Source organism: Paracoccus amoyensis (assembly GCF_014490725.1).
Classification (GTDB): Bacteria; Pseudomonadota; Alphaproteobacteria; order Rhodobacterales; family Rhodobacteraceae; genus Paracoccus; species Paracoccus amoyensis.
Genome location: NZ_JACOQL010000006.1, coordinates 14,196 through 30,166, shown reverse-complemented (window position 1 = coordinate 30,166; position 15,971 = coordinate 14,196). Strand labels below are relative to the sequence as shown.

The 15,971-nt window shown below is 66.0% G+C and carries 19 protein-coding genes; 17 read left to right on the top strand and 2 right to left on the bottom strand.

What is annotated here, in order from left to right; genetic code table 11:
• The first annotated feature begins 43 nt into the window (after positions 1 to 43).
• From H4P12_RS17190 to H4P12_RS17150, 9 genes are all read left to right on the top strand, one after another.
• Positions 44 to 637, top strand: a complete 594-nt coding sequence (locus H4P12_RS17190) for a hypothetical protein (protein ID WP_166331127.1) — start codon at positions 44 to 46, stop codon at positions 635 to 637.
• Positions 585 to 2,648 carry a phage terminase large subunit family protein gene (locus H4P12_RS17185; RefSeq protein WP_166331125.1) on the top strand — a complete coding sequence of 688 codons (2,064 nt, stop codon included), beginning with the start codon at positions 585 to 587 and terminating at the stop codon, positions 2,646 to 2,648. The genes H4P12_RS17190 and H4P12_RS17185 overlap by 53 nt, the downstream gene beginning before the upstream one ends.
• A 3-nt stretch (positions 2,649 to 2,651) precedes the next feature.
• Complete coding sequence (locus tag H4P12_RS17180; RefSeq protein ID WP_166331123.1) at positions 2,652 to 2,864, top strand: phage head-tail joining protein; 213 nt, start codon at positions 2,652 to 2,654, stop codon at positions 2,862 to 2,864.
• A gap of 3 nt (positions 2,865 to 2,867) precedes the next feature.
• Positions 2,868 to 4,388 (top strand): phage portal protein, encoded by a 1,521-nt coding sequence (locus tag H4P12_RS17175; RefSeq protein WP_166331121.1) that lies wholly within the window; start codon positions 2,868 to 2,870, stop codon positions 4,386 to 4,388.
• Positions 4,388 to 5,773, top strand: coding sequence for a S49 family peptidase (locus H4P12_RS17170; protein WP_166331119.1), 1,386 nt, complete (start codon positions 4,388 to 4,390; stop codon positions 5,771 to 5,773). Before H4P12_RS17175 ends, H4P12_RS17170 begins: the two co-directional genes overlap by 1 nt.
• A 26-nt stretch (positions 5,774 to 5,799) precedes the next feature.
• Entirely contained in the window at positions 5,800 to 6,180 is a 381-nt protein-coding gene (locus H4P12_RS17165) for a head decoration protein (protein WP_166331117.1), read from the top strand.
• 79 nt (positions 6,181 to 6,259) lie between these two features.
• The gene (locus H4P12_RS17160; RefSeq protein ID WP_166331115.1) at positions 6,260 to 7,282 is read left to right on the top strand and encodes a major capsid protein; all 1,023 of its coding nucleotides are present in this window, start codon (positions 6,260 to 6,262) and stop codon (positions 7,280 to 7,282) included.
• 6 nt (positions 7,283 to 7,288) lie between these two features.
• A complete protein-coding gene (locus tag H4P12_RS17155; protein ID WP_166331113.1) occupies positions 7,289 to 7,603 on the top strand; it encodes a head-tail joining protein in 315 nt (104 codons plus the stop codon).
• Positions 7,600 to 8,232 (top strand): DUF6441 family protein, encoded by a 633-nt coding sequence (locus tag H4P12_RS17150; protein WP_166331111.1) that lies wholly within the window; start codon positions 7,600 to 7,602, stop codon positions 8,230 to 8,232. Before H4P12_RS17155 ends, H4P12_RS17150 begins: the two co-directional genes overlap by 4 nt.
• Here H4P12_RS17150 and H4P12_RS17145 read toward each other — a convergent pair.
• Positions 8,229 to 9,194: a hypothetical protein gene (locus tag H4P12_RS17145; RefSeq protein ID WP_166331109.1), complete on the bottom strand. Its 966-nt coding sequence runs from the start codon at positions 9,192 to 9,194 to the stop codon at positions 8,229 to 8,231. The genes H4P12_RS17150 and H4P12_RS17145 overlap by 4 nt on opposite strands.
• Before the next feature lie 37 nt (positions 9,195 to 9,231).
• Between H4P12_RS17145 and H4P12_RS17140 the strand changes: the two genes are divergently transcribed.
• Positions 9,232 to 9,651 carry an acyl-CoA transferase gene (locus H4P12_RS17140; RefSeq protein ID WP_166331107.1) on the top strand — a complete coding sequence of 140 codons (420 nt, stop codon included), beginning with the start codon at positions 9,232 to 9,234 and terminating at the stop codon, positions 9,649 to 9,651.
• A 7-nt stretch (positions 9,652 to 9,658) separates the two neighbouring features.
• Here H4P12_RS17140 and H4P12_RS17135 read toward each other — a convergent pair whose 3' ends face one another.
• Positions 9,659 to 10,033, bottom strand: a complete 375-nt coding sequence (locus tag H4P12_RS17135) for a thermonuclease family protein (RefSeq protein ID WP_166331105.1) — start codon at positions 10,031 to 10,033, stop codon at positions 9,659 to 9,661.
• 188 nt (positions 10,034 to 10,221) lie between these two features.
• Between H4P12_RS17135 and H4P12_RS17130 the strand changes: the two genes are divergently transcribed.
• From H4P12_RS17130 to H4P12_RS17100, 7 genes are all read left to right on the top strand, one after another.
• Positions 10,222 to 11,160 carry a phage tail tube protein gene (locus H4P12_RS17130; RefSeq protein ID WP_166331103.1) on the top strand — a complete coding sequence of 313 codons (939 nt, stop codon included), beginning with the start codon at positions 10,222 to 10,224 and terminating at the stop codon, positions 11,158 to 11,160.
• Positions 11,160 to 11,597 carry a hypothetical protein gene (locus H4P12_RS17125; RefSeq protein ID WP_166331101.1) on the top strand — a complete coding sequence of 146 codons (438 nt, stop codon included), beginning with the start codon at positions 11,160 to 11,162 and terminating at the stop codon, positions 11,595 to 11,597. Before H4P12_RS17130 ends, H4P12_RS17125 begins: the two co-directional genes overlap by 1 nt.
• Positions 11,598 to 11,665: 68 nt before the next feature.
• Entirely contained in the window at positions 11,666 to 11,815 is a 150-nt protein-coding gene (locus H4P12_RS17120; protein ID WP_235931379.1) for a DUF7697 family protein, read from the top strand.
• Position 11,816: 1 nt separating this feature from the next.
• Positions 11,817 to 14,000: a phage tail tape measure C-terminal domain-containing protein gene (locus tag H4P12_RS17115; protein WP_166331099.1), complete on the top strand. Its 2,184-nt coding sequence runs from the start codon at positions 11,817 to 11,819 to the stop codon at positions 13,998 to 14,000.
• A gap of 15 nt (positions 14,001 to 14,015) precedes the next feature.
• Positions 14,016 to 14,642 carry a DUF2460 domain-containing protein gene (locus H4P12_RS17110; RefSeq protein WP_166331097.1) on the top strand — a complete coding sequence of 209 codons (627 nt, stop codon included), beginning with the start codon at positions 14,016 to 14,018 and terminating at the stop codon, positions 14,640 to 14,642.
• Positions 14,639 to 15,523 (top strand): DUF2163 domain-containing protein, encoded by an 885-nt coding sequence (locus H4P12_RS17105; RefSeq protein ID WP_166331095.1) that lies wholly within the window; start codon positions 14,639 to 14,641, stop codon positions 15,521 to 15,523. The genes H4P12_RS17110 and H4P12_RS17105 overlap by 4 nt, the downstream gene beginning before the upstream one ends.
• Positions 15,520 to 15,966, top strand: a complete 447-nt coding sequence (locus H4P12_RS17100) for an NlpC/P60 family protein (protein ID WP_166331093.1) — start codon at positions 15,520 to 15,522, stop codon at positions 15,964 to 15,966. The genes H4P12_RS17105 and H4P12_RS17100 overlap by 4 nt, the downstream gene beginning before the upstream one ends.
• Positions 15,967 to 15,971: the final 5 nt, after the last annotated feature.

Sequence of the window (15,971 nt, the reverse complement as noted above, 5' to 3'; positions counted from 1 at the left end):
TGCTTTCTGATGCACATCACCATCATCTTCGGACGGGTCTGTCATGCAGGGCATGAGCGAGCGGGCCTTTGCCGCCCATGCCGGGCTGTCGCGCGGAGCGATCCAGAAGGCGCGGAAAAGCGGCAGGCTGGTCTTGTTCGCCGATGGCTCCATCGATGCGGCGGCGTCGGACGCCCGGCGCGCGGCCACCACCGATCCCGACCAGCAGAACCGGTCCAAGGCTGGCACGGCGCGGCAGGCGGCGGTGCCGGACAGACCGACCCGCCCCGCCGACAGTCTCGCCGCCCCGTCAATCTCCGGCCCGGGCGACAGTTCCTCCTATCTGAAGGCCCGGACAGCGCTGACGGTCTATCAGGCACAGGAACGCCAGATCGCCATCCAGAAGAAGAAGGGTGTGCTAGTCGACCGGGCCCGGGCCGAAACGCTGGTGTTTCGCCTCGCCCGGCAGGAACGCGATGCCTGGGTGACATGGCCCGCCCGTGTCGCCGCGATCATGGCGGCGGAATTGTCGGCCGAGATGGAAAAGACCACCGGAGAAGCGATCAGCATCGGTACCGGGGTGCTGCAGAGGGTGCTGGAAGCCCATGTCCGAGACCAGCTCACCGCCCTCGCCGAGCTCAAGGTTTCTCTTGAATGACGAGGATGGGAGCGATGATCACAGCCCCGACCTGAGTTTCGACGGCGCCGAGGATGTTCTGCGCGCCTGGTCGCGCGGCATCCGGCCCGATCCCGATCTGACGGTGTCCGAATGGGCAGATAAACACCGTTGGCTGTCATCGCGCGCTGCTGCCGAGCCCGGGCGCTATCGCACCGCCCGCACCCCCTATCTGCGCGAGATCATGGACGCGCTCTCGCCCGGTCATCCGGCACAGCGGATCAGCTTCATGAAGGCCGCGCAGGTGGGCGCCACGGAAGCGGGCAACAACTGGATCGGCTTTGTCATCCATCATGCGCCGGGACCGATGCTGGCGGTGCTGCCGACGGTCGAGATGGCCAAGCGTGCCTCGCGCGGTCGCCTCGATCCGCTGATTTCGGATTCGCCTGCGCTCAGGGAACGGGTCAGCCCGGCGCGGTCGCGCGATGCCGGGAATTCGATGCTGTCCAAGGAATTCCCGGGCGGCATTCTGGTGCTGACCGGGGCCAACAGCGCGACAGGCCTGCGGTCGATGCCCGCGCGCTATCTGTTTCTGGACGAGATCGACGCCTATCCGCCCTCGGCCGACGAAGAGGGCGATCCGGTGACGCTGGCCGAGGCCCGCAGCACCACTTTCGCCCATCGCCGCAAGGTGTTCCTGGTCTCGACCCCGACGATCCGGGGGCTGAGCCGGATCGAGCAGGAATTCGAGGCCTCGGACCAGCGGCGCTATTTCGTGCCCTGCCCGCATTGCGGGGCGATGCAATGGCTGGAATTCGAACGGCTGCGCTGGGAGAAGGGTCGGCCGGAGACCGCCGCCTATGCCTGCAACAGCTGCGAGGCGCTGATCGCCGAGCATCACAAGACGGCGATGCTGGAGGCAGGCGAATGGCGGGCAACAGCAGTCGCCGCCGATCCGCATCATGTCGGCTATCACCTTTCGGCGCTTTATTCGCCCATCGGCTGGAAGAGCTGGGAACAGATCGCGCGGGAATGGCTGGCGGCACAGGGCAATGACGAGATGCTGCGCGCGGCGCGCAACACGCTCTTGGGCGAGACCTGGGTCGAACGCGGCGAGGCACCGGAATGGCAGCGGCTGGCCGACCGGCGGGAAGTGTTCGCGGCGCAGATCCCCGAAGGCGGTCTGTTCCTGACCGCCGGGGCCGATATCCAGAAAGACCGGTTCGAGGTCGATATCTGGGCCTGGGGGCGAGGACTGCAGAGCTGGCTCGTCGATCACATCGTCATCCCCGGCGGTCCGGACAGCCCGGCGGCATGGGCCGAACTGACGAAGCTTCTGACCCGCACATGGCAGCATGCCAATGGCGCGGTGATGCCGATTGCCAAATTGGCCATCGATACCGGCTATGAGGCGGCGGCAGTCTATGCCTGGGCGAGGGCACAGGGGTTCGAACAGGTCGTGCCGGTCAAGGGGTTTGAGGGCTTCAACCGTGCGACGCCGGTTTCCGGGCCGACCTTCGTCGATGCGACCGTGGGCGGCAAACGCCTGCGGCGCGGCGCCCGGCTCTGGTCGGTGGCCACCGCCACTTTCAAGATCGAGACCTATCGATTTCTGCGGCTGGAACGGCCCACGGACGAAGAACGTGCGGCGGGCCAGCCCGATCCGCCGGGGATGATCCATCTGCCGGACTGGGCCGACAGCGAATGGCTGAAACAGCTGGTCGCCGAGCAGTTGGTCACGGTCAGGAACAAGCGCGGCTATGCAAGGCAGGAATGGCAAAAGCTGCGCGAACGGAACGAGGCGCTGGATACCCGCGTCTATGCCCGCGCCGCCGCCTGGATCATGGGTGCGGATCGCTGGGACGAGCGGATGTGGCGGCAGCTGGAGGAACAAGCCGGGGTGGCACCGCCAGTAGCGGATGCGGGTGGCACGGCTGCGAAGGCCGATGACCCGTCCGTGCCGACAAATGGCCCGCCTGCCCGTCAGGCGGGCGCCCCGCCAACCACACCGCGCCGCAAGCGGCAGACTTACACACCGCGTTTCATGAGGTGAGAGATGGACATCGACCGGATGCGGGCGCTGCTATCAGCCCTGCAGGAAGCCAGGTTCAGCGGGCTGCGCAGCGTCAGCTATGACGGCAAGACCCTGACCTATGGATCCGATGCCGAACTGGCATCCGCCATCGCCGATCTGGAAGCCCGGATTGCCCGCGCCGCTGGCACCAACCGCCGTCGGCGCTGGGGCACTGTCGCCACGAAGGGGCTTTAATCCATGACGTTTGACGGTATCCGCCAGCGTCTCGGCGCGATCATCGGCGGGTTCGATGCGGCGCAGTCACACCGACGCCTGCGCGGGTTCCGCGCCAGCCGCGCCCATGTGAACACGCTGATCGCGGGTGCAGGCGAGACCATCACGGCCCGCGCCCGCTGGCTGGCGCGGAACAACGGTTATGCCAGCGGGGCGGTCGAGGCTTACGCCAGCAATGTGGTCGGCGACGGGATCAAACCGTCGTCCTCCATCGCCGATGCCGCGCAGAAAGAGGCGCTGCAGACACTCTGGCTCCGCTGGACCGACGAGGCCGATGCCGAGGGGCTGACCGATTTCTACGGATTGCAGCGCCGCGCCGCGCGAGAACTGTTTCTGGCAGGCGAGGTGTTTCTGCGGCTACGCCCGCGCAGACCGGACGACGGTCTGTCGGTACCGCTGCAGCTGCAGATGCTGCCCTCGGAGATGCTGCCGATAGACCTGAACCGCGAACTGCCGGGCGGCGGGGCGATCCGCCAGGGCATCCAATTCGACGGCATCGGGCGGCGCGTGGCCTACCACCTTCTCCGCCGTCATCCGGGCGACATTACCGATCCGGGGCTGGTGGGCGAGACGGTCCGCGTGCCCGCCAGCGAGATCATTCACGTCCTTGACCCGGTCGAAGCCGGACAGCTGCGCGGGGTGTCGCGCTTCGCGCCTGCCATCGTGAAACTCTTCACCCTCGATCTCTATGACGATGCCGAGCTGGAGCGGAAGAAGACGGCGGCGATGTTTGCCATGTTCATCACCTCGCCCGCCCCGGAAACGCCACTGGAACCGGCAGATGAGGATCTGGAAGTCGAACCCGGTCAGGTCGTGCGTCTGGATCCGGGCGAGGATGTCTCGACCCCCGCGACGCCGGATTCCGGATCGACCTATGAGCCCTTCCAGTACCGGACGCTGCTGCAGATCGCCGCCGCGCTGGGCATCCCCTACCCATACCTGACCGGCGATGCCGCACGCGGCAACTTTTCCAACACGCGCGTGGCATTGCTGGATTTCCGCCGCCGGGTCTCGGCGATCCAGCACAGCGTCATCGTGCATCAGCTCTGCCGACCAGTCTGGCAGCGCTGGATGGATCTGGCCGTGCTGTCCGGTGCCATCGACTTTCCCGGCTATGATCGCGACCGGCGGGCATACCAGTCCGTCAGCTGGCTGCCGACGCGCTGGGACTGGGTCGATCCGATGAAGGATGCCTCGGCCGAGATCCTGCAGATCGAGGCGGGCCTCAAATCCCGCAGCCAAGCGATCTCCGAGCGCGGATATGACGCCGAACAGGTCGACCGCGAGATCGCAGCGGAACGCAAGCGCGAAGCAGCGCTGGGCCTCGACTTCCGCCGCCCCGGATCGCCCGCGCAAGGGCCGAAGGGCGAGGCGGCTGGTGATGGCCGCGACACCAGCGACGGCAAGGACGATGACGAAGACGGCGCCACCGACCCTGATGATGACACCGACGATGACGATGCCAATCCCGGGGAGGACCGCTGATGCATCATGCCCAGATCGCCCAGCGCGCCTTCGACACCCCGCTGATGATTGCCCCCGCCAAGGCGCTGGCCTTTCTCTCTAGCCTCGGACCCCGCATCACCGGGCAGGAAATTCGCTTTGACGGCATGACGGTCGCCGAACCCGATCAGACAGCGGCGCGGCAAATCGCCTGCGCCTCGCTGATCGGCGGCGATCTCGCCCAGCGCCATGGCAGCGATGCAGATGCACCCTTCCCCGTCGTCGACGGCGTTGCGGTCATCGCCATTGCCGGAACGCTGGTCCATCGCGGCGCCTGGATCGGTCAGAGCTCCGGGCTGACCTCCTATGAGGGGCTGGCCGCCCAGATCGATGCGGCGGTCCATGACCCGGCCATTCGCGGTATCGCGCTGGAGATCGACAGCTTTGGCGGCGAGGTCGCCGGGGCCTTCGATCTGGCCGACCGCATCCGCGCGGCGCGGACCAAAAAACCGGTGCACGCCTTTCTCGCCGAACATGCGCTCTCGGCAGGCTACGCGCTGGCCTCGCAGGCGACCCGCATCACCCTGCCCCGCACTGGGGCGGCGGGCAGCATCGGCGTCATCACCATGCATACCGACATGTCCGGCATGCTGGCCCAGAAAGGCGTTGCAGTAACGCTGATCCATGCCGGGGCCAGAAAAGCCGATGCCAATCCCTATGCCGCCCTGCCTGATGGCATCCGCGACCGGCTGCAGGCCGAGCTGGAGGATCTGCGCATCCTCTTCGCCGAGACCGTCGCCGCCGGGCGCGGGACAAAGCTCGGCAAAGATGCGGCACTGGCCACCGAAGCTGCCATCTTCCGGGGCGCTGCGGCGCTCAAAGCCGGTCTCGCCGATGCCGTCGCCGATCCCCGCGCCGCCTTTCGCGCCTTTGCCGACAGTCTCAGCCGCCCGGCTGTCCGGATCGGCCAAACGCCGACGCGCCAGACCCTTTCACCACCCCGAAACCAAAAGGAGATGATCATGAGCAATCAGACGGATGAAGATGCCCGGACACCGGACCAGCAAGACCCGCAAGCGGCAGTGCCCGGTGCAACCGCCGCGCCGACGGAAGAGCAACCGGCAGCGGAACCGTCCACGCCCGGCACCGCACCGGCTGCCGCTCCGACCGATGCCGACGCCATCCGCGCTGAAGCCGCCGAAGTGGCGTCGATCTGCGCCCAGGCGGCACAGCTCGGCGTCACCCTGGACGCCGCCGATGCCGTCCGGCGCGGGGTGAACCCAGACGCCCTGCGCGGCCAGATCCTCGACAGCCTCGCGGCCAAGAGCGATGCCAGCGGCATTCTGGCCAGCGCACCCGCGCCCACGAACAAGCCGAGCCCGCTCGTCGCTGCGGCCCGCAAATCCGCCGACAGCGCCAGCCGCTGACAGCCTGACACCTTCCGGAGACCAAGATGCCCGTCTTGACCCAACCGCCCAGCATGGGCGATGCGCTCAAATATGAGCTGAACCCCAATTATACCCGCGAGACCGTCACTCTCGCCGCAGGCACCGAATACCCGGCTGGCGCGGTTCTCGGTCGCATTACCGTCAGCGGCCAATACACCTTCGCCAGTCATGGCGGCAGCGATGGCGCAGAAACCGCCCTCGGCATTCTGCTCTATCCGGTCGACACGCGCCTTGCGGATGCCACCGGCATTCTGCTTGCCCGTGGACCGGCGATCCTGTCGCGTGACGCGCTCTTCTACGATGGCAGCGTCGACGACGCGGCCAAGATCGCCCTGAAGCAGACCGAGCTGACCGCGCTGGGCATCGTCATCCGCGACAGCGCCTGACCGGCTGCGGCTGCGGCTGCGGCTGCGGCTGCGGCTGCGGCGCCTTCTTTCTTATCCTCCTTCCCGACAAGGCTTCCCCATGACCATTATCCGCAATCCCTTCGATTCCGGCGGCTATTCGCTGGCCGAGATGACCCAGGCCATCAATATCCTGCCGAACCTTTACACCCGTCTCGGCGAACTCGGCCTCTTCCGCTTCGAGGGCGTCTCGCAGCGCAGCGTCATCATCGAACAGATCGAGGGCGTGCTGAACCTCTTGCCCTCGGTGCCCCTGGGCGGTCCGGCCACGGTCGGCTCGCGCGAAGGCCGTGCCATGCGCAGTTTTGCCCTGCCCTGGATACCGCATGACGACGTCATTCTGCCCGCCGATATACAGGGCGTACCGGCCATCGGCGCAGGCGACGAAGCCGATCCGCTGGTCGCGGTGATGACCCGCAAGCTGACGCTGATGCGCCGCAAGCATGCCCAGACCCGCGAATATATGGAGATGAACGCCCTGCGCGGCATCGTAAAGGACGGAGCGGGCACCACCCTCTACAATTACTTCACCGAATTCGGCATCGCGCAGATCAGCGTCGACTTCGTGCTGGGCACCGCTGGCACGAACGTTCAGGGCAAGGTCCGCGAGGTGCTGCGCGCCGTCGAGGACAGTCTGCTGGGCGAAAGCATGTCGGGTGTCCACGCGCTCGTCAGCCGCGAGTTCTTCGACAAGCTGATCGCGCATCCGAAGACGGAGGAGGCCTACAAGTTCTATGCCGCGACCGGGGCCCAGCCGCTCCGGCAGGATGTGCGGCGCAACTTCCCCTTCGCGGGGATTTTGTTCGAGGAATATGCGGGTGCTGTGACGCTTTCCACGAAAGCCGCCGAGCGGCTGGTTCCGGCAAACGAAGGCATCGCCTTCCCGACCGGCACCATGGACACGTTTACCACCTATGGCGGTCCGGCCAACCTGCTGGAAACCGCCAATACCATCGGTCTGCCGCTCTATGCCCGCCAGCATCTCGACCCTAAGGGCCGCTGGATCGATCTGATGACCGAAGCCTCGATCCTGCCGGTCAACAAGCGGCCCCGGCTGGCGATCCGGCTGCACACATCGAACTGACCGATCATGAACGCCTTCAGCGCCGCAATGGATCGCATCTTCGGCCATCCGGACATGAGCACCTCCGCCGTCTGGATGGCAGCCGGGACCAGCGAAGAACGCCCGATCCGGCTCATCCGCCGCGCGCCGGATCGGATCGCCGAGTTCGGATCGGCGCGGATCCTCTCAGAAACCCTGACTGCCGATATCCGGGTCAGCGATCTCCCCGATCCCCGGCCCGGCGATCTGATCGTCATCGGCGCGGAGAGCTTCGCCATTCAGGGCGAGCCGGTCCGGGACCGGGACCGGCTGATCTGGACCGTGGAACTGGTGCCTGCATGAAGCTGAAACTCGATATCGATCCCGATCTGGTCGCCATGATGCAGGCCGAGATCAGGGCGGGCGAAAGGGCCGTGACCGGGGCCATGCGCGAGGCAGGCACAGGCCTGAAAACTGCATGGCGCGGGCAGATCACCGGGGCAGGACTGGGACGGCGGCTGGCGAATTCGATCCGCAACGCCATCTATCCGAAGGCCGGAGAGAGCCTGAACGCGACGGCGCTGGTCTGGTCGAAGGCCCCGGTGATCATCAGCGCCCATAATGCCGGGCCGCTGATCCGCTCGCGCGATGGGTTCTGGCTGGCGATTCCGACCGAAGCCGCCGGGAAATCCCTGCGCGGCGGGCGCATCACCCCCGGCGAATGGGAGCGTCGCACCGGGTTGCCGCTGCGCTTTGTCTATCGCAGGCGCGGGCCGAGCCTGTTGGTTGCCGAGGGGCGGCTGAACACGAAAGGTCGCGCGGTGGCATCCAGATCGAAGACCGGGCGCGGACGTGCCACCGTGCCGATCTTCCTGCTGGTGCCGCAGGTCAGGCTGCCAAAGCGGATGGATCTGGCAAGGGAGGCGGAAAAGGCGGCGGATGGGGTGCCGGGGAGGATCGTCGGGAAGTGGGTGGAGGGGCGGCTTCACTAGATGCCCATCGCGCTTGTAATCGCTTTGGCCGCGACCGACGTGCCAATCTTCGTTGCAACATCAAGGGTCCATTTGCCAGCAGCCTGCAGGTGTCGCAACGCGCCAGCCCCGTCATTCTTCTGAGCGGCTTCTTCTGCTGCTGCGACCGAAGCTATTGCTTTATCGTGCTCGATTGTTGTGCCTTCCGCCTTAAGGGCCATCCTGAGCTGCCGCAATTCTTCAGCTAATTGCGGCAGGTCTACATCGGATGACCTTTGGTTCCATATTTGCTGGAAGGTGTTGTTCTCAGCGCGCGAATTCGGTCCAACAGCGCCCGCCTGGCCCGTTTGGTAATGATCGCCCATGTTCATTGACTCCATGAAGAATTGTTGGACAACGTGTTGTTGGCCGTCTCTCAGCAGGTATTCATAGGCATCAGGGTGTGCGCCGTAGCCCGTTGTACTTTCGTCCACGTATTGAGCTGCATAAAAATCTTCTGCGGATACTACAAAACGAACTTCAAGACCGAAATCGAACGATCCATGCGATGACCTGCACTCGAGGTAGAGCACAAAACGTTTCCGCTGATCATCTCTGTTCACTGATTTTTGGTATTCTCGTCCGGATCTAAGATCGAAGAAGCGGACACTTACAGGGATAGCATGCTCTGGAAGTGAAACTGCGTAATAACTTAGTCGACCTCGTTCGGTCAGAACTCCGCGCCACGAAGTATTAAACTCGTACCCTCGCTCTGTGACCCTGTAGCGGCTGGCGGTTAGTTTTCGCGCTGAGCATTCAGCGAAGCCTTCCGAAAATGCTCTTTCCTGCTTCCTATCCAAAAAATGAAATGGTCCAGATCGAGGCTCGTCATACTCATCTGCGAATGCCACGGTAACGTGGTCACCAGAGCCTGCCTTCATCTGGAAGGAACGAAGCTCGCCTCCCAAGTCGAGTTGCTCAACTATGACTACTGAAACATCCATGAATCACCTCCGCAGAATGCATGCCAAGAGATAATACATGCCCACCCCACGCGAAACCATCCTCGCCGCGCTGCACGCGCGGCTCTCGGCGCTTCCCGCCACCGCCCTGCGCGGCGATGTCCTACCCGAACGCCTCCCGGCTGATGGCCTTCTGATCCTGCGCGATGGTGATCCGGGCGAGCCCGAGGTGACACTGTCCCCTCTGAGCTATCACTATCAGCACCGCACCGAGATCGAGGCGATGGTTCAGGGCACCGGCCGTGATGCCGCTTTCGACGCCCTCTGCGCCAGCATCGGCGCGGCAATCGCCGCCGACCGGACGCTGGGCGGGCTCTGCGACTGGGTCGAGGCTGAAGCGCCCCGACCGGTCGATCTTCCTGTCGAGGGCGCGGCGAGCCTGAAGGCAGCGGTGATTCCTGTGATGCTACACTACACGACCGCAGACCCGTTGGCGTGAACGGCGCTCAGCAGGTGCCGTAATAGTTGCCCGAGAAACGGCAATATTCCCGCGCGGTGCCACTGGCGATCATCGTCGCCGCGATGTCGCGACCGTCCGGCAACCAGCATTGCCCGACGATGCGCCCGTAGCGGTCGACATCGCGCATCCGGCACTGAACAGACCGCCCGGAGACGAGGCCCGCCAGTTGCGCCGTCGCGGTCGACCCGCCCGCCCGGCCGATCTCCGGTGCGTCGAGCCCCCAGACCCGGATGCGGGTGCGTTGCCCGTTGATCCAGAAGGTGTCGCCATCGACAACCCGGGTCACCTGCCCGGCAAAATCGAACCGTGATGGCGTCGCGGGTGCCGCAACCTCGGACGGCACACATCCCGTCAGAACCATGGCCACTATGACCGCGAGGGGCGCCCGCTTTCCAAACAACCAACCTGCGCCTCGAAGCAATCCCAACACCACCATCGCACCTCTCACAAACCGTATCCCACCACCGGCCCATTCTGCGGCGCAGCGCCCGGACCCGCAACCGCGCGCCGCAAATCACCTTAACCTGACACCGACCGAAAGGACATTTCATGGCACGAGCCCAGGGGGCGCGGGCGCAGATGGCGCTTGCGTTCGAGACCGTCTATGGCACGCCGCCGATTGGCGGCTTTACCAAAATGCCGTTTGCCAGCACCACGCTCGGCGCGGAGCAACCGCTGCTGAATTCCGAACTGCTGGGCTATGACCGCGATCCGCTGCCGCCGATCAAGGATGCGGTGACGGCCGACGGCGATGTCGTCCTGCCGATCGATGCCGAAGCGTTCGGCTTCTGGCTGAAGGCGGCGTTTGGAGACCCGGTCACCACCGGCACCGGGCCCTGGACGCATGAGTTCCGCTCGGGCGCCTGGACGCTTCCCAGCCTTACCATCGAGACCGGCATGCCCGAGGTGCCGCGCTATGCGATCTATTCGGGCTGCGTGCTGGACCAGCTTAGCTGGCAGATGCAGCGCTCCGGTCTTCTGACCGCGACCACGCGCCTGGTCGCGCAGGGCGAGACGGTCGGGACCGTCAGCAATGCCGGAACCCCTACCCCCATCGACCTGAAGCGCTTCGGCCATTTCAACGGCGCGATCACCCGCAACGGCGCGGCATTGGGCAATGTTGTCTCGGCCCAGATCAGCTATGCCAACAATCTCGACCGGATCGAGACCATCCGCGCCGATGGCCGCATCGATGGTGCCGATCCGTCCATTGCGGCCCTGACCGGCTCGATTGAGGTCCGGTTCTCGGACAGCACGCTGGTGAGCCAAGCCATCAATGGCGAACCCTGCGAGTTGGATTTCTCCTATGCCCTGCCCTCGGGAGAGAGCTTCAGCTTCACCGTGCATGCTGTCTATCTGCCCCGCCCCCGGATCGAGATTTCCGGTCCGCAGGGCGTGCAGGCAACCTTCGACTGGCAGGCCGCGCGCGACAGTGCGCTGGGCCGCATGTGCACCGCCACCCTGATCAACGACCGCGAGGAATACTGATGCTGACACTCGACCTGACCAACGAACCGCGCTGGCACGCGCTGGCGCCCGGCGTCCGCGTGCAGCTGCGCCCGCTGACCACCGCGCTGATGGTCGCCACCCGTAGCGATCCGGATGTCGAAGCAGTGCCGGACGGGACCATCGACGAGACCCGCGCCCTGATCTTCGCCAAGGCGCTGGCCCGGCGCGCGGTGCTGGACTGGGAGGGTGTCGGCGACGCCGAGGGGAATGCCATTGCCCCCAGCCCGGATGCCATCGACGCGCTTCTGGATATCTGGCCGATCTTCGAGGCTTTCCAGCTGGTCTATGTCTCGAAGGGTCTGCTGCTGGAACAGGAAAAAAACGTCTCCGCGCCCTCGCCGAATGGTCTTTCGGCGGGGGCGACAGCTACTGCGCGGCCTGCACGCAAAGCTGCGAAGACTGCCCGTCGCGGCTGAACCAGCCGCTGACCTTCGAGGGCTGGCAGATCTGGGATCTGGTCGGGCGGCTTGGCGGTCAGCTGCGGGTGCTGCCGGGCGCAGTGGTCGGCTGGGATCTGAACGCGGCGCTGGGGCTGGCAGCGGCGCTGGGCATTCCAGCCCCGGCAGCCGCCGAACTGCTGCCCATCATCGAGGCGGTGATGGTGCGCAAGATGAACGAACAGATGGAACGATGAGATGGCAGAAAAACGCGTCAGCGTCCGCCTTGCGGCAGTGGGCGGACGACAGGTGCGCGCCGAGCTGGAAGGTGTCGGCGAGGCCGGATCGCGCGGCTTCGGGCGGCTCTCACGCGATATGGAGGCGGCGAATGCCCGTATGGCCGGGTTCACCCGCAAAGTCGGTGTGGCAGCAGCCGCTGCGGTCGCCGCCGCCACTGCGGCCGGGATCGCCATGGTCCGGGCCGGACTCCAGACGGTGGATGCGCAGGCCAAGCTCGCGCAATCCCTCCGCACCACAGTCGCCTCGATCCAGACGCTGGAGCGGGCAGGAGAACTGGCAGGTGTGTCGATGTCCGGGATCGAACAGGCAACCAAGGATCTGACCCGGCGGCTGAGCCAGGCGGCAGCGGGCGGAGGTCCGGCGGCGGACGCGCTGGCGCGGCTGGGTCTGACGGGCGCTGACCTGCTGGCCCTTCCGCTGGATCAGCGCGTCGGCGCGATCAATGCCGCCATTGCCGAGTTCGTGCCGGTCGCGCAACGTGCAGCCGTGGCGGGGCAGTTGTTTGGCGAAGAAGGCTCCATCGCCATGTCGCGCATTGACACCGCCAGTTTGCGGCAGGCGACTGAGGATGTCCGGGCTTTCGGGGTCGTGGTTTCCGAGCAGGATGCCGACCGGATCGAGCGCACGAATGACGCCATCTCGCGGCTGGGCCTGGTCTGGCGCGGGTTGTCGAACCAGCTGGCGGTGGCCGCCGCACCTGCGTTGGAAGCCGTCGCCGACGCAATGGCGGCGCTGGCCAGCCGCACCGGCCCGCTCGGCATGGCGATCTCCGGGATCTTCGACCAGATCGGACGTCTGTCCACCTATGCGGCCAGCTTCGCGGGTTTCATGGCCGGCCGCTGGGTCGCAGGGCTGGCGGCAGCGGCACTCTCCGTCCGGGGCCTCGCCACAGCACTGGTGGTGCTGCGCGGGGCGCTGATCCGCACCGGCATCGGCGCATTGATCGTCGGCGCCGGGGAACTGGTCTATCAGTTCACGAAGCTGGTCAACGGCGCGGGCGGCTTTGGCAATGCCATGGCGCTGATGGGCGATGTGGCCAAGGCCGTCTGGGAGGGGATCAAGGTCACGGTCATGTCCTTCGCCGATGATTTCCGGGCCATGCAATCCGAGATCGAAGCGATCTGGACCCGGCTGATGGCCTTCCTCGCCGGGAAATGGGCGGATTTTCTGGGGATGATCGCGCCCACCTTCAACAAGGTGGCCGAAGAAATCGGCTCCGATACCCGCATCGACGTGTTCGAGGCGCTAGGCCGTGCCTCGATGCTGGAACATGCGGCCAGCAATTCGGCGCATATGGCGGGGCGCTATCGCGACCGTGCCAGTTCCAGCCGAGCCTCGGCCTTCGATGGCGTCGGTCGGGCGATGGATGCGCTGCGTGCCGCGATGTCGGGCGGCGAGGATGATGCCGGTGGCGCGGCGCTGGACGTGGCGACGGAAGCCGCCGGGCATTACGAGGATGCGCTGGGCGGGGTCGAAACGGCTGCCAGCGGCGCGGGCGCAGCGGCAAAGGATGCCGGGGCCGCTGGCAAGGAAGCGGCGGAAGAGGCCAAGCCCGCGACCGAGGCCACGGCGACCGGCTGGAAGGCCGTGACAGAGGCGCTGTCGGACTACGCGAAGAAGGCAAAGGATATCGGCGCCGATATCGGACAGGCGCTGGTGGGCGCATTCCAGAGCGCCGAGAACGCCGTTGGGGAATTCGTGAAGACCGGCGAACTCGATTTCCGCGATCTGGTGACCTCGCTGCTGGCCGATCTCTCGAAGCTGGCCGCGCGGCGTTTCCTGCTCGGGCCGATTGCCAATGCGCTTTCGAGTGCGCTGGGCGGCGCGGGCGGGATTTTCGCCAGCATCATGCATACGGGCGGAATGGTCGGTGCCACAGGTGCTGGCCGCATGGTTCCGGCACTCGCCTTTGCGGGCGCGCCACGCATGCATGCTGGCGGCATGGTCGGGCTGCGCCATGACGAGGTGCCCGCGATCCTCCAGCGCGGCGAGCGTGTGCTCTCGCGCCGCGAGGCGCAGGATCACGGCAAGGGCGTCACAGTCAACATCCATGCGCGCGACGCCGAGAGCTTCCGGCAGTCCCGCACCCAGATCGCCGCCGATATCGCCCGTGCCGTCTCGCTCGGCCGGCGCGGATTGTAAGAAAGAGATCAGAACATGGCATTCCACGAAGTCCGGTTTCCGGACACGATCAGCCGCGGCGCGCGGGGCGGACCGGAACGGCGCACCCAGATCGTCGAACTGGCAAGCGGCGACGAGGAGCGCAATGCCAGCTGGGCCAATTCGCGCCGCCGCTACGATGTCAGCTACGGCATCCGCCGCGCCGACGATCTGGCGGTGGTGGTGGCCTTTTTCGAGGCGCGGAACGGCAGGCTTTACGGCTTCCGGTTCAAGGACTGGGCGGATCATCGGTCCTGCCTGCCGTCGCAGACTCCGTCGCCGATGGATCAGCAGATCGGCACCGGCGATGGCGTCGCGACCGCGTTCCAGCTGGCAAAGCGCTACGCCTCTGGCGGCCAGTCCTGGACGCGAACGATCAGCAAGCCGGTCGCGGGCACCGTCCAGATCGCCGTGAATGGCGTGCCACAAGCTGGCGGCTGGTCGGTCGATCACAAGACAGGCCTGATCAGCTTCGAGACCGCGCCCGCCACCGGCATCGCCATCACCGCCGGGTTCGAATTCGACGTGCTGGTCCGCTTCGACAGCGACGTGCTGGACGTCACGCTGGATATCGAGCGGCTGGGATCGATCACCTCCATTCCGCTGCTGGAGATCCGGCGATGAAGAACATCCTGCCCGCATTGCAGACCCATCTCGACAGCGGCACCACGACACTGGCCTGGTGCTGGCGCATCACCCGCGCCGATGGCACAGCTTTCGGCTTCACCGATCACGACCGGGTGCTGATGTTCGACGGCACGGAGTTCGAACCGGAAAGCGGGCTGACGGCCAGCGAGATCAGGTCGGGCGCGGACCTTTCGGTCGATGCGCAGGATGCGGCAGGCGCGTTGCGCTCGGACCGGATCACCGAGGCCGATATTCTGGACGGGCGCTGGGACAATGCCGAAGTGGAACTCTGGCGGGTCAACTGGCAGGCGCCATCGGAAAGGGTGCTGATGCGGCGCGGCGCCATCGGCCAGATAAGGCGCGGGCGCCATGCCTTTGTGGCCGAGGTCCGGTCGATGTCGCAACTCCTCGGCCAAACCGTCGGGCGGACCTTTCAGGCCAGCTGCGACGCCGCGCTGGGCGATGCGCGCTGCTGTCACGATCTGGAGGATCCGGCTTTTCGCGGCGCGGGGACCGTCATCGACAGCCTGCGCGACCGGGCGTTCACCGCCTCCGGACTCGGTGGGTTCGCACCCGGCTGGTTCCGCTTCGGCACGCTCACATGGACATCCGGGCCCAATGCCGGTCGCCGCGCGGAGGTGCTGGCCCATGACCGCAGCGATGGGATTGCGGTGCTAACATTGCTGGAAGCGCCGATCCGCCCCATCGGCGCGGGGGACGGCTTCACGATCCGGGCGGGCTGCGACAAGCGCATCGCCACTTGCGGCCAGAAGTTCGGGAATGTGGCGAACTTCCGGGGCTTCCCGCATATTCCCGGTCAGGACACCATTCTGCGCTATGCCTCATCGGACGGTCGCCACGATGGCGGTGTGCTGTGACCCGGTCGCAAACCGATGGGGCTCCGGACCGCATCATCGCCACCGCGCGCGGCTGGCTTGGAACGCCCTATCACGATCAGGCGAGCCTCCGGGGCGTCGGATGCGATTGCCTCGGGCTGGCGCGCGGCGTCTGGCGCGAGGTCGTGGGCGACGAGCCTTTTCCGATCCCGCCCTATAGCCGCGATTGGGGCGAGACGGGCACCCGCGAAGTCTTGGCCGAGGGCGCGCGGCGGATGATGATCGAGTTATCCGTCGCGGATGCCGGGCAGGGTGCACTGGTCCTCTTCCGCATGAGAACGGATGCCATCGCCAAGCACGTCGGAATTCTCACCGCGCCCGACCGTTTCATCCACGCCTATGAGCGGCTTGGTGTGATCGAAGAACCTCTGACGCCTTCTTGGCGCCGCCGCATCGCTTTTGCCTTCCTCTTCCCCAGCATTTGAGACTT